At 47.4% G+C, this 22232-nt stretch carries 17 protein-coding genes; 2 read left to right on the top strand and 15 right to left on the bottom strand.

Translation table 11 applies throughout. The features are described from left to right. The first annotated feature begins 171 nt into the window (after positions 1-171). Complete coding sequence (locus tag C0977_RS10315; protein ID WP_101913335.1) at positions 172-378, top strand: hypothetical protein; 207 nt, start codon at positions 172-174, stop codon at positions 376-378. A 69-nt stretch (positions 379-447) separates the two neighbouring features. Here C0977_RS10315 and sdaAA read toward each other — a convergent pair whose 3' ends face one another. From sdaAA to aroE, 14 genes are all read right to left on the bottom strand, one after another. After that, positions 448-1335 carry an L-serine ammonia-lyase, iron-sulfur-dependent, subunit alpha gene (gene sdaAA / locus C0977_RS10310; RefSeq protein WP_023053736.1) on the bottom strand — a complete coding sequence of 296 codons (888 nt, stop codon included), beginning with the start codon at positions 1333-1335 and terminating at the stop codon, positions 448-450. 8 nt (positions 1336-1343) lie between these two features. Continuing rightward, positions 1344-2003 carry an L-serine ammonia-lyase, iron-sulfur-dependent subunit beta gene (sdaAB, locus tag C0977_RS10305; RefSeq protein WP_101913334.1) on the bottom strand — a complete coding sequence of 220 codons (660 nt, stop codon included), beginning with the start codon at positions 2001-2003 and terminating at the stop codon, positions 1344-1346. 29 nt (positions 2004-2032) lie between these two features. Continuing rightward, positions 2033-5653, bottom strand: coding sequence for a helicase-exonuclease AddAB subunit AddA (addA, locus tag C0977_RS10300; protein ID WP_101913333.1), 3621 nt, complete (start codon positions 5651-5653; stop codon positions 2033-2035). Next, complete coding sequence (locus tag C0977_RS10295) at positions 5640-9047, bottom strand: PD-(D/E)XK nuclease family protein (protein WP_101913332.1); 3408 nt, start codon at positions 9045-9047, stop codon at positions 5640-5642. Before C0977_RS10295 ends, addA begins: the two co-directional genes overlap by 14 nt. A gap of 151 nt (positions 9048-9198) precedes the next feature. Then, complete coding sequence (locus C0977_RS10290) at positions 9199-10158, bottom strand: 4Fe-4S cluster-binding domain-containing protein (protein WP_023053725.1); 960 nt, start codon at positions 10156-10158, stop codon at positions 9199-9201. Between the two features lie 220 nt (positions 10159-10378). Then, complete coding sequence (locus tag C0977_RS10285; RefSeq protein ID WP_101913331.1) at positions 10379-11125, bottom strand: IclR family transcriptional regulator; 747 nt, start codon at positions 11123-11125, stop codon at positions 10379-10381. Between the two features lie 60 nt (positions 11126-11185). Further along, a complete protein-coding gene (locus C0977_RS10280) occupies positions 11186-12241 on the bottom strand; it encodes an ADP-ribosylglycohydrolase family protein (protein ID WP_023053732.1) in 1056 nt (351 codons plus the stop codon). A 175-nt stretch (positions 12242-12416) separates the two neighbouring features. Then, positions 12417-12935 (bottom strand): ECF transporter S component, encoded by a 519-nt coding sequence (locus C0977_RS10275; RefSeq protein ID WP_101913330.1) that lies wholly within the window; start codon positions 12933-12935, stop codon positions 12417-12419. 294 nt (positions 12936-13229) lie between these two features. Then, positions 13230-14552, bottom strand: coding sequence for an MFS transporter (locus C0977_RS10270; RefSeq protein WP_101913329.1), 1323 nt, complete (start codon positions 14550-14552; stop codon positions 13230-13232). A gap of 150 nt (positions 14553-14702) precedes the next feature. Beyond that, positions 14703-15935 carry an MFS transporter gene (locus C0977_RS10265; protein WP_200814267.1) on the bottom strand — a complete coding sequence of 411 codons (1233 nt, stop codon included), beginning with the start codon at positions 15933-15935 and terminating at the stop codon, positions 14703-14705. A gap of 81 nt (positions 15936-16016) precedes the next feature. Beyond that, positions 16017-17945, bottom strand: a complete 1929-nt coding sequence (locus tag C0977_RS10260; RefSeq protein WP_101913327.1) for an FAD-dependent oxidoreductase — start codon at positions 17943-17945, stop codon at positions 16017-16019. A 24-nt stretch (positions 17946-17969) separates the two neighbouring features. Continuing rightward, on the bottom strand, positions 17970-18839 hold the full coding sequence (locus C0977_RS10255) for a shikimate dehydrogenase (protein WP_101913326.1): 870 nt from the start codon (positions 18837-18839) through the stop codon (positions 17970-17972). A gap of 46 nt (positions 18840-18885) precedes the next feature. Then, entirely contained in the window at positions 18886-19731 is an 846-nt protein-coding gene (locus C0977_RS10250; protein ID WP_101913325.1) for a sugar phosphate isomerase/epimerase family protein, read from the bottom strand. Between the two features lie 69 nt (positions 19732-19800). Next, positions 19801-20667 carry a shikimate dehydrogenase gene (gene aroE, locus C0977_RS10245; RefSeq protein WP_101913324.1) on the bottom strand — a complete coding sequence of 289 codons (867 nt, stop codon included), beginning with the start codon at positions 20665-20667 and terminating at the stop codon, positions 19801-19803. 238 nt (positions 20668-20905) lie between these two features. On the opposite strand from aroE, the gene C0977_RS10240 reads away from it, so the two are divergent. Further along, positions 20906-21790, top strand: coding sequence for a LysR family transcriptional regulator (locus C0977_RS10240; RefSeq protein WP_101913323.1), 885 nt, complete (start codon positions 20906-20908; stop codon positions 21788-21790). A gap of 359 nt (positions 21791-22149) precedes the next feature. On the opposite strand, the gene C0977_RS10235 is transcribed toward C0977_RS10240, so the two are convergent. Continuing rightward, a partial coding sequence (locus C0977_RS10235; RefSeq protein WP_145995089.1) for a hypothetical protein occupies positions 22150-22232 on the bottom strand: 83 nt, incomplete at its 5' end.

Raw genomic sequence — 22232 nt, 5'->3', positions numbered from 1 at the left:
TACTGACTTTATACAAATTGTCAAGAACTTTTTTTCTTTTCGTTACCTGATTTGTTGTTGATATCAAAAGATTCCGTCGTACAGGTTGTCAAAAGATTGTATTTATAGTAGAATAAAAAATAATCATGCTCCTATATATTGTAGTTGCACAGAGATAAAGAGGGATATTTTATGAAAACCAAATGCATCGAACTCAGTACATTTGAAAGCGAGTTGCTTCTCTCCTATATCGGTCAGGACAGGACCGCCCCCATTCCGGCCAGCTTATGCCGTGTTATTTACCGCCGTCTCGAAGGCCAGCCCGTTTTCGCGTCCGATCCGGTGCAAATTCATTCGACTTCCGTCGCCAACACCTATCTTTCTGCAGACAACCGCTAGAAACTTTCCGACTACGACATCATAAAAACGTGCATACAAAATTGTATGCACGTTTTTTCTATAATCGACTTAATTCTTATTCATTTCTTTTTCCAACCGTTTGGTGATTTCTTTTCCCGTCTTCGTCTTAGCCAAGCCGCCATCTGAAGTTTCTTTCAAAGCAACGGGCATTAACCTGCCGATTTCCGCCATGGCCTCGATTACTTCGTCAGGCGGAATGACGCTGCGGACACCGGCTAAAGCCATTTCAGCAGCCGCGACGGCCATGACGGCAAAAACCGCATTCCGCTTGACACAGGGAACTTCCACCAGGCCGGCAACGGGATCACAGGCCAGTCCAAGGACATTTTTCAAGCAAAGAGCGAATGCATGCATGACCGCCTCATTGGAACCGCCCGCCAACTCCGCCACGGCAGCGGCAGCCATACCGGCTGCCGTGCCGCATTCGGCCTGGCAACCACCGACGGCACCGGCAACGGTCGCATTACGGGAAACGACAGCACCGATCCCGGCCGCCGTAAAGAGAGCATTGACACGCTGTTCTTCCGTTGCTTCCAGTTCTTCGGCAGCAGCCATCAATACGGCCGGAACGATACCGCAGGAACCGGCTGTCGGACACGCAACCACTTTGAACATCTTTGCATTCGCCTCACTGACGGCCAAGGCGTAAACTGCCGCCTTATGCGCCAGCGGTCCCAGCAACAGCGCTTGTTGTGCCTGCAATTTTGCGGCGTCGCCGCCGACAAGTCCGCTGACGGATCTGCCCGTATCGTTCAGTCCGGCAGCAACCGATTCTCTGAAAACATCCAGCCGTGAAGCCATCAAGGCCCGAACATCCGTTTCTGACGCTTCAGCCGTTTCCATCTCATGGCGCACAACAACTTCCGAAAGGGTCAGGCCGCTTTGATCGGCATGTTCCTGCAGCTCACGGAGTGTCGTATATTCATATGTAAACATGGTTCCTCCTATAAGGGTAATAAGGTAATGACACTTTCAATAGCCGTAATATTACTGATCACGGCAACCATCTCCGCCGGCACCGGACTGTCCGTGCAGACGATCATGACGGCGTTGGCATGCTTCGCGCTTCTGAAGACGCGCATGTTGGAAACATTGATCTGTCCGATGGCCAGAATCGTCGTGACCTGCGCAATAATGCCGGGCCGGTCGTTATGCATCGTAATCAGCGTATGCTCTTCGCCGCCGAGAGCGACGGCGGCGCCGTTGATTTCCCGTATTTCCATCTTGCCGCCGCCGAGAGAAACGCCGAGCACTTCCATTTTCCGCCCCGAAACACCGGTCATGGCGATACGCACCGTGTTCGGATGAGACACGTCGGCATCCGAACGATTCCACGTAACCTTCAGTCCGCGCTCGTCGGCAATCGCAAAAGACGTGCGCAGATGAACGTCATCGGCAGAAAAGCCGAGCAAACCGGCAATCAATGCTTTGTCCGTGCCGTGCCCCTTATACGTTTTGGCGAAGGAGCCGTACAACGTAATCACAGCCTCTTTGATTTCTTCATTCATAATGTTGCGGGCCATGCCGCCGATACGTGCCGCTCCGGCTGTATGTGAGCTGGAAGGACCGATCATTACGGGCCCGACGATGTCAAAGACACCCATTGCAAAAGACCTCCTTTGGTGTACGCAAATCATACAGTAAACGGAATGATCTGCTGTAAATAAAAACTATAAATATATACATTGCTGACCGATTCATGACGAATCTGCTCTACCGCCCGCTTATATAAGTCGAGCTGCACGCGATACCGCGCTTTGAAAGCCGCGGCGGTGTCAAGATGATCCGTCTTGTAGTCAAGCAATACCCAACCGTTCCCTTCTCGGAAGAGACAATCCAAGACGCCTTGTACCATTATGGTCTCTCCCTTTTCCAGCGCCGGCAAATAAGGAGCCGCCGAGAGCAAAACGCTGAACGGATATTCCCGGTACACCTGTGGAGACGCCGCCAACCGGCGCCCCAGCGGCGATGCGCAAAAGTCGAGAATCGCCTGGCCGTCAACCAGCCCCGCTTCCTCGGCGGAAAGAATGCCCTTATTGCGTAATGCCGCCAGCGCTTCCTCCAGTTCCGCCTTACCGGAAAGCTGCCGCAACGGCAAATATTGCATCACCTTATGAAAAACGGTTCCTCTATACGTCCCGCTTTTCGTCGTCCGCATATCTGCAGCCAGCCATGCAGGAGGTTCCCGGAAAGGACTGACTGTCCCTTTTTCCGGAAACAGGGACAAGGCCTCTTCCGCCATAACCGCAGCCGCGGCCTTTGTCTGTACCGATTGACGCTTGAGCTCCGATACCGAAACCTTGGCCGGCGTCACAACGGCCTGCGGATATGCATATTGCCAGACCAGCCTCTTTTCCAGCCAAGAAGGCACCTCGGTCCCCGTACGCCGTCCATCGCGGACAAGAGCTAGGCGGGGATCCGGTTCCGGCGGCCGCACCGGTACGGCACCGCCCCTTTGTTGATGAAAATAAACATGCCAGAGCCGCCGCACGATCCAAGGCCGTGTTGCCGCTTCGCCGTGATACGGAATCGCCGCGGCGAAGACAGGACAAATCCAGTCGAGATACGTTTTAGCCCGCAAGGGATCTGGCCGCTGCTGCCATTGTCGCCATTTTTTCTCCAAATCAGCGGCCTTACCGACAAGGATCAGCCGTTCCTTCGCTCGCGTCATGGCGACATACAACAGTCGTTCCTCTTCGGCATTATCTTCCCAAATCCGGCGTTGCTTGATGCTGTTCCACGCCAGCGAAGGCGTATAAGCCCGCCACTTTTCATGATAAACTTTAATACCGATGCCCAATTCATTATGAAAAAGCAAGGGAGATTTAAAATCCTGGCGGTTAAATGATTTACCCATATCTGCGACAACAACGACGGGAAATTCCAGGCCCTTGCTCTTATGGATCGTCATGATGCGAACAACGTCTTCTCCCTCGCCGAGCCCGTTAGCCGGCGCCAAATCATGATCATTGCTGCGCAGCATATCAATAAAGCGCAAATAGCGGTAAAGGCCGCGATACCCGTTATCTTCATACACCCGCGCCCGTTCCCGCAGCGCCTTCAAGTTCCCTTGACGCAAAGATCCGCCTTCCATAGCGCCAACATAGGATAAATAACCGGTATCATCGTAAATTTTCTGCAACAGCTCGGAAACACTGCTGCGCCTGGCAAACGTCCGCCAACAGGTGAAAAGATGGAAAAAGTGCTGCACGCTGTCCCGCTTCAGACCGGCCGGCAGCGCCGCCGCATAAGACGGCAGATTCCGCCACAGCGTACCGCTGCCGACGAGGCGCAGTTCCGCCAGACTTTCTTCATTCAGGCCGACTAACGGTGAACGCAGAACCGCCGCCAGCGGCAGATCCTGCTCCGGATTATCAATACACCGCAGCAGGGATAACATCATTTCCACTTCTACGGCAGCGAAATATCCGCCTTTTTGCTCCGTGTACGCCGGAATCCCTTCTCGCTGTAAAGCTTCCGCCATAGACTCGGCCTTATCCGCCGTTGAGCGCAAAAGGATAACCATATGACGATAAGAGAGCGGCTCTCTGCCGCCGTCTTTAGTCGCAACGGTCAGCCCTTCTTCCCGCAATTCGCGAAGCCGCCGTGCAACGATGCCGCATTCTTCTTCAAAGGCCGACAACGCCTCTTTTTCTTCACGATCATCGGAACCGGCCGCTCCTTTATCAAACAGATGTACTTCCACACGCCCTTCTTCGCCGTCATTCCGCCCGCAGTAGAGCCGCTCCGCCGTACTGTAAATCATACCTGCGGCGGCTTCCGTCATCGCGTAAGAAAACACCTCATTAACACTGTCAATAACGGCAGCGGCACTGCGGAAGTTCTTTGACAAATCAATCCGACGCTCCCGTCTGTCCGCCGTTTTATCGGTTGTAAATGTTTTATATTTATGCAAAAACAACGTCGGATCCGCCAGGCGAAAACGATAAATACTTTGCTTGATATCACCGACCATAAAACGATTGTCCCCACTGGATACAAGACTGGTAATCAACTCCTGTACGCCGTTCGTATCCTGGTACTCGTCGATCATCACTTCTTTAAATAGCTTCCGCAATTCCAGCGCTGCCAGGGAAGGAACGACATGGAGAGGCGTCGAGACGGGATCCAAAAGAATGCGCAAACAAAAGTGTTCCAGATCACTGAAATCGAGCCAGCCTTTTTCTTTCTTCCGGATTTCGTAAGCGGCGGCAAAATCTTTGACAATCGTTATCAAAGATCGTAGCGCCGGCGCCATCTGCCGCAACCCGTCCAGCCATTGCTTACTGTCTACGGAAAAATAGACATTGCCGATATCTTTTATAAGCACTTCTTTAACGGCACTGCGTTCACCCTTGACCTGCTCCCAAAGCTCCTTCTCCGCTTCGTCCAACCCTCGCAGCTGTAATCTGACAAAACGCATATCGGTAAAGGCTTGCTGCAGCCCTGCCCAGGATACTTGCTCATCTGCCGCACGAAACAGGGATTGTTCCTCCGTTAGCGCCGCGCTGACCTTGGCAAAGGCGGCACGTCCCGACAGTTCACGCAGCAAGGCGGCATAAACGGCAACGGCTTCCTGCAATGCGCTGTGAATCTGTTTTTTTACCGGCTCGATCCACGGAACAGCATCAAGAGCAATCGCTGGCGGCAGGTCGTACGCTGCACAGGAACAATCAAGCCAATAATCCGGCCAAGGCATACTTCGCGAAAACACATAGAGCCGATTGATCAAATCCATAAACTCCTCATCGCCTCTATCGCTACCGAACATATCGGCTACGTTACGAAAACGCTCGCGCTTTGCCGCGTCTTCCGTTTCATAATACTGTAAAAACAGCGCTTCCAGTACGTTGCGCCTCAAAACGGCTAAATCTTCTTCACCGGCGACCTTGGCTTGCGGATCTAGGTCAAGGAGATAAAAATAGCGACGCAGCACGTTCCGGCAAAAAGAGTCGATTGTTGATATTTGTGCTGACGGCAATAAAGCAAGCTGCCGTTCCGCCTGCTCATTCGGCCCGGCGCTCAAGACCGCCGTCAGCGCTGCCGCAACACGCTCCCGCATTTCATCAGCGGAAGCCTTGGTAAACGTTACAACCAAAAGCTCGGTAATATCCAGGGGATCGTCGGCACACAGAAGGCGCTGGATAATTCGTTCTACAAGTACCGCCGTTTTGCCGGATCCTGCGGCTGCCGATAAAAGCAACGTCTCCTTGCGGCTGAAAATCGCGTCTTGCTGTTCTTCAGTCCAAGCCATTTGCCGCGCCTCCTTCCTGCCGAAGAATTTCCATCACTTTCTTTTTTTCAGTTATAACCGGCACCGTATAGCTGTTTCCTCTGAAACGACTGTCGAACGCACAGATTCCATGATAGGCACAATAAACGCAAGCCGTTTGGTTGCCGCGCTTAAGCGGCGCTATATCAATCTTACCGGCGTCAATGGCCGCGGCAATCGCGCCGATACGTTGCCGTACCAGAGACAAGAGCGAATCCCAATCCCCGTCATTATACAAAACAGTGGAATTCTTCGGCACACTGCCGTCTTTGTTGAACGTTACTTCCAGGAATTGCGAACCGGAGTCAATCGTTTTATCCAAGGAGCGTATCCGTTCAAAATCAGCGGTGAAAAAGCCTTGCACCTTGTCGTGGTCATGATAAGCCTGCTCCATTTCCCGCTCTTCCGGCAAACGGGAAAAACTGACTTTATCATTGCGAACACGGCAATAAAGTACGGCTGCCGGCGCGGCGCCGCTGCCGAAATGTTGCAAGGCAACGGCCATATACGTCAACAACTGCAACTCAACTGCCGCATACACATCCAGCAGATCCAACGATTTCCTGCCGGACTTATAATCAATGACGACGATAAACGTTTTGCCGTCTCGACGCAAAACATCTACTCTGTCAATCTGCCCCGTCAGTACAACGTCCAAACCGCCGGGCAAGGTAAAACGCAACGGTTCCCAATCATGTCCGTCTCTCCCGAAAGAAGCTTCAACGGCGGCCATTTCAAAGGCCGAGGCCCGGCTGAAAAGAACCAGTATCCGCACTTTTCTTACCAACGTTTGAACCAGTCGTGTCTTGATCTCCTGATAATATCCGTTGGCGGCAAGAATATTATTGCGAATATACGGAACCCAGGCTTCAGCCGCTTCCCGGCAAATCGTCTCGATCTCACCCCAAGCGAGATCACGCCATTGTTTTCCCTGCCGCAACAATTCTTCACTGACGGCGCATAATGCGCCGTGCACGAACACGCCGGAGTTGGCTGCGTCAAATTGGTAGGTTTCCCGTTCCCGCAGTCCCAATCCGTATTTTGCAAAATAAGCAAAAGGACACTGCCTGTACTGCTCAAATCTGGTAACCGAACCACGCAGTGATCCGTCAGGCGCAAAGAGCTTCCTCACCGTCTTTCCCGCCAACGTACAGGCCTGATTATGATAAAACAGGCTCCCCAGAGACTGCTGCCACAAGGAGCCGCCAGCATGCTGCAACGCCCAATCGTACAATCCCCACCAAATATCGCCTACAGGTTCTCTTTTCACTGCCGGCTGAAGCTGCTGCGGCAAGTATGTCAAAGCGGAAGAAAGGGTATACAAGTATTCCTTTTCTTCACCTGCCGGCATCAGTTCTTTTAAACGCCGCAGCAAAACGATATAGTTTTTTTCCAGCAGCTGCCTGACCCATGCGGCCGGCGGCAACTGTTTTCCTTCCTCATCCGTCAAAACATAGGAAAGCCAAAGTTCATCCCGAGCCCGGGTCAAGGCTAAATAAAAAAGAAATCGTTCTTGAAAAGAACGGAACCGGCTGCTCGGCGCCAGATGCAATCCGACAGTATCTAAGCTACGGCGGTCTGTATCGTTAAAAAGGGCGTCTTCTGCCTGTACCTGCGGAAAAACGCCATGATTCAGCCCGCAAATGAAAACCACTCGGCCTTGTAACGTATATCCCCGATCGATCGCAGTTAAGGTCACGTGATCAAGCGTCGGCGGAATCAAGGTGAATTCCGAACCGTCAAAGGCATCTTCAATAATTTCCGAGAACGCGCCGACCGAGACCGTATCATCACCGCAAAGGGTGACGATTTCTCCGAGAATTTCCACGATCCGTTTCCATACCTGCTCATGCTCTCTGCTCTCAACCATCTGCCCGGCTTCTTCGTCAGCCCGTTGCCAGGCTTCCAGCTTTTCCGGAATCCCCAGGCGAAGGAGCCAATGGTACAGCAGCGTACACCATTGGCGTAAACTTTTTTCACCACGACCTTCTTGCCAGAACGGCAAAAGTATTTTCCGCACCGCCTCGCGCAGCTCATTGATATGCCGCAGCATATCTGCCTCATCGGACGTCAAGCGCTGTCCGGGGAAACGCATTTCCGTATATTGCCACGGCGCTTCGGACAGCCATTGATCGCCGCGTATGCCGTATGCCAGGCAGTAGTTTTCCAGTTCATCAACGGCCTGACGCGGCAAATCGATAAGATCTGTTTTCAGCAGCTGAAAAACCGCTTCATGATTCCATCGCCCTGTCAGCACCTGCAAAAGCGAGACAACTGCCTCCGCCGCAGGATGCGCGTGCATAGGACGTCTGTAATCGCTGAAACAGGGAATCCCGTAGCGCCGAAAAATCCGTTCCACAAAATGGCAGTACTGTGCCGTATTGCGAACAATGACCAAAAAATCCCGGTAACAGTGCCCGGTCTGCACAAGGGCCATGATCTTTCTTGCCACACCGTCGATTTCCACTTCCCTGCTGCTGCATTCCGTAAGATGAAGCCGCGTCAAGGGAACCGGCGCTTGCCTCGGCACGACATGGAAAAAATCGTCGCGCAGTTGCATCAGCTCGTCAGCGGCGTTATATCTGACAGTATGCACCTGAAGTGTCGGAAATGCTTTTTTCAGTTCATTGTATACCTCATAGGCCCGATGAAAAAGCGCTGTCTCCTTTCGCTGTGAAGGCAACCGGTCACGATCCATCGTCAACGTAATCGTCACATTTGCCGCAACGGCAGCTATCGCTTTCAATACCGCCAGTTGCTGTGCCGTAAACCACTGAAATCCGTCTACCCAGACTTGGGCGCCCTGAAGATACGTATACGTACCAACTTCTTTAGTCAACATCGTCAGCGTGTCATCAACGGACCCGAACCGTTCGGCAAGAAAAGCCTCATACACCTCATAAAGCAGGGCCATGTCTTTCAGCTTACGCGCCAACGGCCCCTCCTCAACAGTCGACGCACACCTCCGCAAATCATCGGCAGTGACACAAAAAGAACGGCATTCCCAAAGGAACTGTCCTGCTGCAGCGGCAAATCCGGGTTGCCTAGCCGCTGTCTGCAAAACGGTAAACCGATCCGCATAACGACGCAGCAACCGCTGTAAAATAAGCGTCTTCCCCAGATCGGATAAAGGCGTTTTTTCTTTTCCCCGTTCCTGCAGCACGTGATACGCCAGCCGTGTAAACCCGGTAATAGATACGCCCATAAATCCTTTTCCGGGCATAAAGTCTGCAAACCTTCGTTCCGTATCGTATGTCGCCTGATCCGGAACCAACAGCATCGTTTTGAAGTCCTGCACCGCCAGAGTCGCCATCTGTTCAAAGCAGTATGTCGTTTTTCCGCTTCTGGCCTGTCCGAAAAGCACCGTTACAGCCATTCCATCACGCCCTCGAATGTATTTCTCAAAACAACAGATACCTATATTGTATCATAAGGGATGGACTTTTAAAATAAATTTCCGCGTGAGTCTTGCTCGCAAAAAAAAGAGAGAATTAGCAGAAAATTTCTGTTAATTCTCCCTTTTTGTATCAAATCACGGCTGCCGCCGGCAAAGGCGAAACCTTATTCTGGCGGCGCTCTTGGAGCCACTGCAAATCATACGGTTCGAACACTACATTTTCGTATGCCTTAATGTCCAGCGGCGTGCCATCCCAGTCGGAATGAATGTCGCCATTCTGTTTAATCAAAATATCGTAAAGAATATCATAAGTAACGCCGTCCTTCCCATCTTTTTCCACAATAGTGCTGTATGGCAACGTCTTATGATAGGTCAGTTCCAAGCCTTTGTAGTCAAAATGAAAACCGCAACGCATCCGGCAGCCGTCAAGGCCGACATAGGAGGAAAGCTTGCGCAAATCCGCCAAAATCCCGTCATGCTCTTCATCATACAAATTATCGAGCGTCGTCTCCGTGTAATCAAATCGGAACTGAATAGAAGCGCCGGCAACGCGGAGAAACCGTTCCAAATACGGTACCATTTCCCGAAAAGGATATTTCTTATACAGGACACAATTGATTCGAAACGGCACAGCCAGTTTCGACAGTAACGTGTCATTGGACTCGACAACATAATGTTGCATGTGCCGGGAAACGTTAATGCAGGTAATTTTATGCTTATTTCGCTCCGTAAAACGGATAATGTCCTCTTCACTCTGTACACTGGAAATCGGCAACGTCGTATTGATGTAGACCTTATGCGTCAACGGTACGACATCAAGCATTTGCTGTAAAATTTGCAAATCCGCAAAAGGCTCCCCGCCAGTGAAAACAAAATCACAATTCGGTGTAATACGGTCCATCGTCTTAATGCTTCGGCAAATTTTTTCGGCAGAAAAACCGACGGGATCCGCATACTCTTCTTTATTAATGCAGAAGGGACAATTATTATAACAGTCATACGGTACAAATACAGTCACTGTGGCGCCGCCTTCTCTGGTCTTATATACCATCTGATTCGGCGCCGGCTGGCAAAAATGTCGAACTTTCATAGCAGACTCCTTACTCCTTGACAATCTGTATATTGTCAGACTTTATACATTACAAAAAAAGTAGACAATATAATTACACCCTATTTTACCACATTTTTGCTAAACATCAAATACATATAAAAGATGCAATATAATCATTCTCTATGCGTACATTCTATATTGAGAATAAAAAAACAGAAAGAGGGAAAGGACCTCCCCTGGCTTCCCCCCTTCTACATGATTACAGCGCTTGCGATATCTCCTTGGCCGTTTTTTGCACGCTTTTGATGATCTCCGGCAAAAGTTCCTCCGTCAAACGTGACAAAGGGGCAGACAAACTGATCGCCGCAACGACTCGCTGATGAGAAAAAATCGGAGCCGCAATACAAGCCATGCCGATTTCTACCTCTTCCCGTTCGACGGCATACCCATTTTTTCGAATCAAAGCCAACTCTTCATTCAATGTATCCCAATCGATGACCGTATATTCCGTAAAGCGCTTCAGATCACAACCTTCATATCGTTTACGATATGCCTCGTCAAAAGCCAGCAGGCATTTACCTGATGCTGCACAGTGGCTGGGACGAACGGAACCGATCGGCGGGGCGACATCAACGGAAGCCGATGACTTTATCTTTTCCAAAATGACATGCTGCGGATAAGCCGATTCATTTACGGAAAAAGTCGTCATATGCACACCTTCGCCAAATTTACTGGCAAGGGCTTTGGCATATGGATAAGCAACCTTTTGGATAGATCCGTTTTCACGAAAAAGCATGCCTAACGAATAAATCTGCAACCCCGGCCAATAAAGTCCCGTGTCCTTATCTCTGCTGATAAAGCCGCGCGCCTCCATCGTCTCCATCGTTCTGCTGACAGTACTCTTATGCAGTCCCATCATCTTGCTGATCTGCGTCACGCTTAGCGGCCGTTCTTCTTTCAAGAAAAGTTGTAAGATCGCCAACGCGCGATCAATGGATTCAATCATACCCGTTTCCTCCTCGGAAGCTTTTCTTTTGCCTTTATTATAAGATCCCGTCCGTCCCTGTCAAGAAGCATTACTTTTCTTGCCGCCCCGTCCATATTGATAAAGACAATCCCCCAATTGCTCGACAATGCCGCGGCACTCCAGATTATTCGACCAATTTTTGGGAACGGCAGTCGCCCCGTACAAAGCGCCGCCGATATTGCCGCAAACAGCCCCGCAGGAATCGCTGGCGCCATCTTGATTACAAGCCATGATCACAGCGTTTTTTAAGGAATCGGCTTTGAGGATGCAGTAAATTGCCAGCGCCAGAACTTCCCGCGCCGTATTGCCGGTGCCAATCTCTTTCATCGCCTGCACGGCGCCATGTTCCGAAGCCGCTTCAACAAACGCTTTATCCAACACGGCCAGCAGCGCTTCGCTGCCCTTTTGCCGTTTCACGACCTGCATCATAGACTCCAATGACGGCGCCAAGGCGGCGCCGCTGCTGAGTTGGGCAATCAGCAGACTCAAGGCTCCGGCTGCCAAACGAGCCGTCAAATCACCATGTGTCAGGCAAGCCGTCTGCGCCCCGACAGCAAACGCCCGTTCCCAGTCACCGCTAAAAAACAAGCCGACCGGCGCTACGCGCATGACAGCACTGCTGCCGCAACGAGCGTTCGGCAGATTCGTTTCCGTAAAACGACGACCTGTAGCCAAGGTCATAAGACAAGTTTTTCCGGGAGCTCGCCGCGCATAGAGAGACTGTATCCCCATGAGATCGTAGGACCACTGTATTTCGTGCTCCTGACGCTTCATCCATGCCATCTGTTCCGGACTGACAATTCGCTCCGTCTGAGTATAATACCAGCGCATATATGACCGAAAGACGCCTTCCTGCGGTTCCAATCCGGCTTGTGCCGCCCACAACAAGCCATCGGCCGTAAACAACGACATCTGCGTATCATCGGAAATCAGCCCTTGATTGCCGTTCACTTTAGACTTCAAAATCGTCCGCAAGCCGTAGGGCCCATATTTCCTGCGAATCGTATGCAGATCATCAAACTCGATTAAATAGCCTAAGGCATCTCCGGACGCTCCGCCCAACATGCACCCTGTAAAACGATCCAAGGTCTCCATAATTTCTCCTCCGTTACAGCAGCAGTCCTTTTCATCGCCATATATAATATCAAGTTCTGGATTTACTTTTTATCAATTATGTTATATAATTAAAAATTTATGATTACATTATAACAAAAATACACAGAATTTGGCAAATTATCCCCCATCTACGCTGCAGCCGTAACACCGGCGATCAGGCAAAATAATGTTTCCACAGTTTGCGTATTCCCGTGTGAAAATAAATCACATAGCCGCCGATCACCCCGATCAAGGCCTGCAATATCTCAAAAGGCAGCTTTATCCACGCATACATGGGCGTACTGTATACATAAGCCCGGCCCAAGGAATACCCGACAACCATAATGACAGCGCCGATTAACAAAGCCGTTACCGCTTCTCCCTTGCTCATGTCACCGCTATTTCTGTGCACAATTGCAGAAATAGCCCAAGCTTGAATACCATGCGTCACCAAAGATACAAACATAGGCGCCGGATAAAAAAAGAAATCCCCTAAAAAAGCACCGATACCGCCAATAAAAAACGCCTCTTTAGGCATAAACAGCAATGCCGCCAAACAAATGACGATATCATTAATATACAAATGACCGCCGGGAACGGGAATTCCCACCGAACTGAGCGCCATATTCATAGCCATGAATAAAGCTGCGATCGTCAATCGCTTTGCAGTAAATCCGTTTCTTTTCTGTACCATCAATCCTTACCTCCATATTATAATATATAATTATAACGCAATACTGACCCGATTAATATATCCAGAAACTAAAGTCTTAATATGTACAGTTTGATTGGCGAATCTAATCTTAAAATTATTGCCTTGCATGACAACCACTTTATACCATAATTGCAAATATTCTGTTTAGCATTCTACTCCTTTACGCTTGAGAAATAATTAATCTTCCCATAAAATCCTATAAAATGTAATTATCCCAAGAGTGTGTCACACTATGCGACACACTCTTGGGATAATTTTTACAAAATCCTTATTTTAAAGATTAAAAGATTCCTCTTTACTTTCCAGACGATGAATATCTCCAACAATAAAAACGAGAGACAAAATCCCAATTGCTACAATAATGCTAATAAATGCCATTGCACCAAAAAAACTGCCTGTAAGGCCTACAATGATACCAATGACCAGCGGAGTAATAACACCCGCAGCATTACCAGCTAAGCTAAATACACCTCCAGCTAAGCTCACTGATTCAGGAGGCGCTATATCAGCAATTGTACTCCAAATAATAGCTGCCATTCCTTGTTCAAAGAAAGCCAGCGCCATAATACTGATAACAATATCAATGGAGTCAAAATAATTGGCTGTAATAATCGTCATAGAGCACAGCAGTCCACAAGCCACCGGTAATTTCCTGGCTTTCGATACAGACGCGCCATGTTTCAGCATGTAGTCGGACCAATGTCCACCGATCAATACCCCGATCAGCGCACCAATGTACGGGATTACTGCATACCAACCAGCTTTCAACATTGGCATATTTTTAGCCAAAATTAAATAACTTGGAAACCATGTTAAAAAAAAGTACATCGTACTCGTATTAGCAAATTGGGCAATGTAAACGCCGATAAGTTGACGATGTCGGAACAGTTCTTTCATTTCCGCCCAAGTAATCTCATGTTTTTGTCCTGCCTTCTCCGCCTGTCCACCACCATTACGAATATAAGCCAACTCTGCCTCATTAATGCCTTTACAGTCTTTCGGGTCACGATACAACATATACCAAAGCACGCTAAAGCCAATTCCGATTATTCCGGTAACATAGAAGATTTCACGCCATCCCCAAATATCAAGAATCCAAAACAATGCCGGCGTCAAAAAAGCAAGACCAATAAATTCCGCTGCCGTATAAATTGAAATTGCAGTTGCTCGTTCATTATCCGGAAACCAAGCCGCTACGACACGCGTATTAGTAGGAAAAGCAGGAGCTTCGGACGCGCCAATAGCAAGACGTATACCAAATATACTCAAAAAATTTTTTCCAAATCCCATCATTACAGTAAAAAATGACCATAAAAACAGCGATACGGTATACGTTAAACGCGGTCCCACCCTTTCTAAAATATATCCGCCAGGAACTTGCATCAAAGCATAGGACCAAGCAAACGACGACAGCAACAAACCCATCGTCGACGCATCAAAACCGAATTCCGCACTTAAGCTGGGCGCCGCCACTGCCATATTCGTTCTATCCAAATAATTGATGGCCGTCAATACAAATATTAGCATTAGCATAAACCACCGCTTACGCGTTGGTTTTTCTCCGATAACTTTATGCATATCTTTATATTCTTCCATGTGTTCCTCCTTTACATAGTATAACCCCGCCAACTGCAATGGATTTTTTACTTTGTTCAATAATTCACTATCTTTTCGAAAAAGATACAGATACTGTGCAACAACGCAAAGGTTATGTCATTACACAGTATCTATCGCTTGTTACGCATATTAAGCCGCTGTTTTCTGACGCGAAGCTATATTGACAAAAAGTGCCAACAAGACGCTAAGCAAAGTAATAACTGCATTAAAGGCAATAACATACAGCGGACCGTCGGCACCGCCCATCGTTGCAATCGAGCCGGCAGCCGATACACCGATCCAGGTCCCAATACTGGACATAATCATGACAACACTAATAATCGTCCCTTTGATCTGAGGGAAAATATCGCTAACCGTCGCCGTAACCAATTGCAAAATACCGCCGGCAGCGGAGTACCCGAAAACAAAGCCGCCAATAATCGCCATCGTTGGTGTACGAACAAACGCTAAAATGATCAACATGAAGAAAGCGATTAACGGATATAAAAAGATGAGTCGAATTGATTTGACAAGCTTATCGGCGATGACCGCAGAAACCAAGACGGCAATAACGACACCGATAGAATAATACGACTGAATAACTGAAGGATTCGACATGCCGACCCATTTACCATACTCTTGGTTGCAATTGACCCAAATTTGGAAAGTTGCCGTCGTCGTAAAGCCCATAATAATCAAAGCAATACTCATAGGCGTAAATTTCAACGACTTCAAGCTCTGCAAGAACGATGTTTTTTCGCCATCAGCAGCCATAATTTCAGCACTGTTTTTCGGAAAGGGCATGAAAACAGTCAAGACGGCAATGACTGCGCACAGAACCGGAAATGCATAGAACAGCGTCGTATAGGGCAAACTATTTGAAGAGGTATACATGATCATAAAAGGCAAAATAAATTGTCCGATGGCGATAAACAATTTAGTCATAATGCTGGCGAAGGCAGAACGACCTTTAAAAATTTCCATCGTTGCCGGAATAACGCCGCCATTAAGGAAAGCATTGCCGATCCCACCGATTAAGCCGGCAATATAGGCTATCGTCAAATTAGTCGAAAGAGCTGCGCCTAAGAAAAAGATACCATAAAACACGGCCCCCAGGAAAGAGGCAATGCGCCGGCCATATCGGTCTGAAATAGGACCGGAGAAGAAGCTGCCGATCAAGCAACCCAAGCCCAAGGAAGCTGATACCCAAACGACGCCACTTGCATCGTACAGGCCGCCCGGCAGTTGGACTGCGCCCCATTGTTGCGCCAATACTTGTTTATAATGCCCCAAAATGGAAGCGGCAACGCCAAGAACCAAATAATTAAGATACAGTATAATTGCCGTAAAATACAGCCGTTTATTTGTTGTTGTTTCTTCCACTGTAAATTCCTCCTGTGTATACTGCCAAAGCCCCACAAAGAGGTGGGGCAGGCAATATATGGACAACATTAATACTTACTACTAAATTTCCAGTGCTGCATTAAACGCATCTGTCGTCGCTGTCAAAGCACTGCCGGGAGCCTTGAATGCTTCCCCGATAACAAATGTTTGCGGCACAAACTTTGAAACTTCATCATTCCAAGGATTATAACTACGCGAACCCATGGCCAAGATAATGTGATCAAAGCCTCTCAATTCGCCTGTCGTACCGTCGGCTAAGACATAGTTGACACCGTCTTTGAAAAATTCCGTAACTTTGGCACCGGCAACAACTTGAACGTTATGTTTTTTGAAGTCATTAAAAATATACACTCTATTTTCTTTCGAAACGTCTCCTGCCAGCTCATTTTTCATTTCGATGATCGAGACTGCATGATTGCGTTCGCAGAGGAACTGTGCCGCTTCGCAACCAACCATACCGCCGCCAACGACAAGTGCTTTTTCGCCGATTTCATACTTCCCTGCCAGCATATCTTGTGCCGTAATATAGCCGCAATCAGCTAAACCAGGAATATTTAAGATTAAGGGGATAGAGCCTGAGGCAAAAATAACGGCATCAGGACTCATTTCTTTCAGCATATCGACAGTGGCTTCCGTGTTTAATTTGATATCTACACCGGCTTCTTCTGCGCGCACAATATAACTGCGGATAGCCCCTGTGAGGTCACCTTTTTCAGCTGGATACGCTGCCAAACGGAAGTTGCCGCCTAAGCTGTCGCTTTTTTCCAACAACGTTACGGCATGACCGCGTTGTGCACAAATCCGAGCGGCATATAAACCGCCGGGACCACCACCGACAACGACGACTTTCTTCTTCGTTACCGCCGGTTTTATTTCTATTTCACGACCACAAGCCGGATTCAAGGCACAGGTGATCGGTTGACCGCTGAACATATAAGGAACACAACCGAGGAGACAGCCGATACAAGGCGTTAAGCTGTCGAGCTCATCGTTTTTAGCCTTATTCGGCAATTCAGGATCTGTCAAACTTTGACGGCCAAAGGCAACGATATCGGCTCTGCCTTCGCGAACCATAAGTTCTGCATACTGCGGTTCCGTATAACGGCCGACAGTAATGATAGGTACGTTAACGGCCCGTTTAATTTCTTCGACTAAAGGAGCGCTAAAGCCGCCATGTACACCGCCCGGTGCCCACATAAATTCGTCGTGAACGTGTACGGCGCGGCTGACATGCAAGGCATCAATACCGCATTCTTCAACGAGATATGCAGCAACCGTTGCCGCATCTTGATTCGTCTGTCCGCCTTCAATGTCATCACTGGCGTTGATACGACATAAAATCGGCATCGTACCGCCTGTCTTCTTGCGGATGTTTTCAATGATCAAACGCGGTAAGCGCAGACGATTCTCGAAGCAACCGCCAAATTCATCAAGACGATTATTCGTACGTGATGAAATAAAGGTACTGACCAAATATCCATGGGCGCAATGGACTTCCACCATATCGATGCCGGCTCGCTGTGCCCGAGCGGCAGCGTCACCGTAACATTCAATCAATTTATAAATTTCTTCACGCGAAATGGCTACCGGTACTTCACGTCCCGAAGAAGGAGCAATAGCACTGGCCGCTTTCAAAGGATAGCCGGTTAAGGCAGAATCACCTTCCGGACCGGCATGCTGCAACTGGATCGAAACGACAGCCCCATTCGCATGGATAGCGTCCGCCACTTTGCGAAAACTGTCAACAGTATCATCAGAGAAAAGGCAAGGCTTTCTCGGGCCGCCTTTAGCTTCTTTATATACAACGGTTGATTCTATGGTAACCAACCCAAAACCGCCTTTAGCACGAGCTGCATAGTATGCAACAGACCGATCGCTTAAGGTACCATCTGTATTGGCATAGTTATTACCCATAGGGGGAACCGCAAAGCGATTAGGAACCGTAACTGAGCCGATCTGAATGGGTTGAAACATCGCTTTAAATTTCATGGATAGACCTCCTTATTATCGTAATCAGGCAAAAAACTTTTTAAACACTTCTTCGTGAGGCATGTCTTTCCCGGTAAACAGTTTAAACGCCGCTACTCCTTGCCAAAGGAGCATGCCTATACCGCCAACAGCCAGTTCACAACCGGCTTCTTTCGCTTCTTTTATCATCAGCGTTTCTTTTGGATTATAAACAGTATCAGCAACAATGAGGTCTTTGCGGAAATATTCTTTTTTCACCAATGTCTGTTCATCGAGGGGTTTCATCCCGACTTTTGTTGCATTGACCAAGATATCGGCCGAAGCGATAGCAGCTTTCAAAACATCATCATTAGCTAAATCGCTAACGGTGACTTGACAATCCAAGCCGGCCGCTTTGATCTTTTCCGTCGTCTTTTCGGCATTGGCATAAAATTCATCTTTACGGTTGAAAACAGCTACACTGGCAGCACCGTCAAGCGCCGTTTGACAAGCGATTGCCGTAGCCGCGCCGCCGGCACCTAAGAGAACGATTTTCTTGCCTTTTACGTCAGCGCCGTTTTCCTGTAAATTGCGAACAAAGCCGATTCCATCGGTATTGTTTCCTTCCAATTTCCCATTTTTAACGACAACAGTATTGCAAGCACCGATCAGTTTAGCTGCCGGCGATAATTCGTCGAGATACTGAGCGATCGCTGTCTTGCATGGCATGGTAACATTAAAGCCGCCGATATTCAAAGTCCGCACGGCCTGAATGACAGCGGGCAGCTGATCGATCTGTACATCAAAGGCCAAATAGGCGGCATCGATACCAAGGCTAGCGAAGGTGTAATTATACATAACAGGAGATCCTGAATGTCCTACTGGTGAACCAAACAAGCCAAACAGCTGCGTATGTCCATTAATTCTTGCTTCCATAACTAAAACTCCTCTCAATACTCGACATAGATGAATAGTCAGCTACTTATTTTTCCAACATTTCCGGCCAAACTTGAGCCAATACTTTTTTAGTGCCTTCGAAGTTTAACTTAGCCGCTTCTTTTACGCCTTTAGCAACAATTTCATCACTGATAACTTCTACGCCACAAACTTTCGGTTCAACACCTTTATCATGAATCATTTTAACAAAGCCCGCCGTATCTCCATAACCTGTACCGGGTATCATACGATCATGCATGGATTCATCACGAAGAATGGTGACGGCATACGGATGCTGCTGTACATCGTTGATTTGAATCGAAATAACTTTGTCTACCGGAATATCTGCCAAATAGGACGGATCGTACGACTGGTTGGCGCGAATCCAGTGCCAGCTGTCCAAAATCAATTTGGCATTGTCGCAGCCGCTGCCTTTAACAACAGCCCAAGCCGTCTTAATATCGGGAATACCCGAATACGGCATCGGTTCTACACCGATGATATATTTACCGGCACGCTGGCATAATTCTTTTAACTTTTGCGCCGTATGTTCTACGGAATATTTCTCCATTAAACCTATATTAATATGTTGCACATTAAATAGATCACACATATGGAAACAGATTTGTTCTTTGTACTTTTGTTCATACGACCGATTGTTTTCAGCCCACATGGTAATATATTCAACTTCAGTTACTTTCATACCATGTTTGGCCAAAATATCCAAAATATCTTGATCATGCAATCCTTCCGCTAATGCATCCACATATGTTTCAGCACGTAAGCCGATACCTTCAAAGCCTGCTTCTTTCGCGGCAATGACACGTTCTTCAAATTTGCATTGATCCCCAAGTGTCCAAGAACTTACTGTGATTGGATATTTTTTAGACATATGCTATCACTCCTCACAAAAAAATATAAATATTTTAATATATTCATGGTCTTTAATAAAGCAAAAAACTTACCTATAAAGTACATTCCTAATTTCATCAACCGGCATCATTGCACCAGTATAGAGCCGATACGCTTCTGCTCCTTGGAAAAGCAACATCCCTAATCCATCAAAAATGCGGCACCCAGCACTTCTAGCCTGCATCAGGAATTTCGTTTCCACCGGATTATATACGGTATCAGCAACTGCCAATCCCGAATGAAGCATATCTTCCATCCCATCAGCAATACTAATATTGTCATGAGGTGCCATTCCAACACGAGTCGCGTTAGAAAGGATATCGCTAGAACGGACCTCTTCTTTGAGCAATTCCTTATCAGATAAATCATATAAGGCCAACTTGATATGCGGAACCGCTTTACGAACAGCTTCAAGATTAGCTTTTGCGCGCGGCCAAAATCCATCTTTGATGTTAAACACCGATATTTCCCGAATACCTTCTAAAGCACACTGGGTCATGATAGCTGAAGCAGCGCCGCCAGCGCCAATTAAGGTCATTTTTTTACCTTTGACAGCAACACCTCCTGACTTCAAGTTTAATGTATAACCGACTCCATCGGTATTATGTCCAGTAAGAACACCACCTTCATTTACGATCGTGTTTACTGCCCCAATAGCCTGTGCTGCCATTGATACGTGATCCAAAAACGGAATAACTGCATTTTTTAACGGCATCGTCACATTTGCCCCACGAATATTCAACGTCTTAATAGCTTGAACAGCTTTTCCAACATCTTCCAAGGCAACATCAAACGCCAAATACACAAAGTCTTGATTAAACTTTTGAAAACAATAATTGTACATCTGTGGAGATCGAGAATGTCCAACAGGCGTTCCAATTAATCCCAATAGTTTTGTAGTTCCTGAAATCTGCATATATAAGCGCTTCCTTCTTCTTAATGTAAATGTAAAAACAAATCATTTTTACAACTCTTCACTAACCTTATGTGATATGTTGTTTTCTTTAACCATGCACATAATACCTTGTTGTGAATTATTTAACAAATTGATAATTTCTATCCCATTATAGACGGAGCTAAAGTGTAGATGATAAAATGTAAATATACACATTTTCGTTATATTAAGTTCTTGTTTTCACAAAAGAAGGCATGAAATGAATCTTTCTCACCTAAGATATTTCGTCAAACTAGCACAAGTAAAACATTATACGAAAGCGGCAGAGCAATTATGTATTACGCAACCAAGCTTAAGCCACGCTATTTCCCAGCTTGAAACTGAGTTAGGCGTCATCCTGTTCGAAAAAGGGCCTCATGGGACCGAATTAACTGATTTTGGAAAACAGTTCTTTGCCAGTGTAAACAGCTCTCTGAACATCCTTGACAACGGTATTAAAACAATCAAGCACGGGGCTAAAGGAAACGGACTCATTCGAATCGGTTGCTTGCGGACCTTGGGCACGCACTACGTTCCGGAAGTAGTAGCCGCGTTTAAGGAAGCACATCCTGACAAGGATTTGCATTTTACTTTCAGCACCGATATGACACGCGGTTTATTGGAAGGACTAGTTGAAGATTCATTCGACGTCGTTTTTGCTTCCAAGCCCTTAAACCCTTCTCAATTTGATATTACCGCCGTTTCAAAACAGGATTTGGTTCTCATTACCCCTAAAGATCATCCATTAGCAGAAAAATACGTAATCGACTTGCGGGACACACTACAGTATCCTTATATCGCCTTTGATTCAACATCGGGATTACGCCCCATTATATCTCGTATGTTTTCAGAGATTAAAGGCTCCCCGCAAGTTGTTTACGAAGTATCAGAGGACCAAGTAATCGCCGGTCTTGTAGCTAAAAAATTCGGCATTGCCGTTGTTCCATATATGGATATTCTCTTACAGCTTGATGTTAAAATCCTACCCATTGCCTACCCATCATATGAACGAAAGTTTTACGCTATTTTTAATAAAAACCATTATTTACCTCCTGTCGTCCAAAATTTCAGAAATTTCATCATCAGCCATATTCCAAAAGAATAATGCCGCCTAGCATACACGAAAAAATGATAAAAATTTAATTCTTTCTATCCCATCATGCATGTTTTCAATACTTTAGAACTTACTATTCTCCCATTTTAAACGTATGGCTTTTCTCTTTGTATTCGCTTGTGTAAGTACAGCCGATCACGGGTGTTCATAGGGAATTTTCTACAGTTTCTTTATTGCCCTTGTTCACCTTGCAGCTTTACTTCTACTATAAGGAAATACAGAACGGGCAAACATTACACATGACAACGTTCAACCCTCAATTGCCGCCGGATGTTAAGACAAAAAAAAAGCACTTACGTGTCAAAAGACAACGTAAGTGCTTTTCGCTTATTCTGGCACTGCTTCCCTGCTTATTCTTCGATTTCCGATACGACGCCGGCTCCGACGGTACGGCCGCCTTCCCGAATAGCGAATCGAAGTCCTACTTCAATCG

The sequence above is a fragment of the Megasphaera vaginalis (ex Bordigoni et al. 2020) genome, from assembly GCF_900240295.1.
Taxonomy (GTDB): Bacteria; Bacillota; Negativicutes; order Veillonellales; family Megasphaeraceae; genus Megasphaera; species Megasphaera vaginalis.
This window is presented reverse-complemented; position numbering and strand designations above follow the sequence as displayed.

Bases quoted from the DNA above. Each gene is read 5' to 3' on its own strand.
- C0977_RS10280 (WP_023053732.1), bottom strand. From the start codon at position 12,241: ATGGAGACCTTGGATCGTTTTACAGGGTGCATGTTGGGCGGAGCGTCC.
- C0977_RS10240 (WP_101913323.1), top strand. From the start codon at position 20,906: ATGAATCTTTCTCACCTAAGATATTTCGTCAAACTAGCACAAGTAAAA.
- C0977_RS10260 (WP_101913327.1), bottom strand. From the start codon at position 17,945: ATGAAATTTAAAGCGATGTTTCAACCCATTCAGATCGGCTCAGTTACG.
- C0977_RS10315 (WP_101913335.1), top strand. From the start codon at position 172: ATGAAAACCAAATGCATCGAACTCAGTACATTTGAAAGCGAGTTGCTT.
- C0977_RS10285 (WP_101913331.1), bottom strand. From the start codon at position 11,125: ATGATTGAATCCATTGATCGCGCGTTGGCGATCTTACAACTTTTCTTG.
- addA (WP_101913333.1), bottom strand. From the start codon at position 5,653: ATGGCTTGGACTGAAGAACAGCAAGACGCGATTTTCAGCCGCAAGGAG.
- sdaAB (WP_101913334.1), bottom strand. From the start codon at position 2,003: ATGGGTGTCTTTGACATCGTCGGGCCCGTAATGATCGGTCCTTCCAGC.
- C0977_RS10295 (WP_101913332.1), bottom strand. From the start codon at position 9,047: ATGGCTGTAACGGTGCTTTTCGGACAGGCCAGAAGCGGAAAAACGACA.
- C0977_RS10250 (WP_101913325.1), bottom strand. From the start codon at position 19,731: ATGTCTAAAAAATATCCAATCACAGTAAGTTCTTGGACACTTGGGGAT.
- sdaAA (WP_023053736.1), bottom strand. From the start codon at position 1,335: ATGTTTACATATGAATATACGACACTCCGTGAGCTGCAGGAACATGCC.
- C0977_RS10255 (WP_101913326.1), bottom strand. From the start codon at position 18,839: ATGGAAGCAAGAATTAATGGACATACGCAGCTGTTTGGCTTGTTTGGT.
- C0977_RS10290 (WP_023053725.1), bottom strand. From the start codon at position 10,158: ATGAAAGTTCGACATTTTTGCCAGCCGGCGCCGAATCAGATGGTATAT.
- C0977_RS10270 (WP_101913329.1), bottom strand. From the start codon at position 14,552: ATGGAAGAATATAAAGATATGCATAAAGTTATCGGAGAAAAACCAACG.
- C0977_RS10275 (WP_101913330.1), bottom strand. From the start codon at position 12,935: ATGGTACAGAAAAGAAACGGATTTACTGCAAAGCGATTGACGATCGCA.
- aroE (WP_101913324.1), bottom strand. From the start codon at position 20,667: ATGCAGATTTCAGGAACTACAAAACTATTGGGATTAATTGGAACGCCT.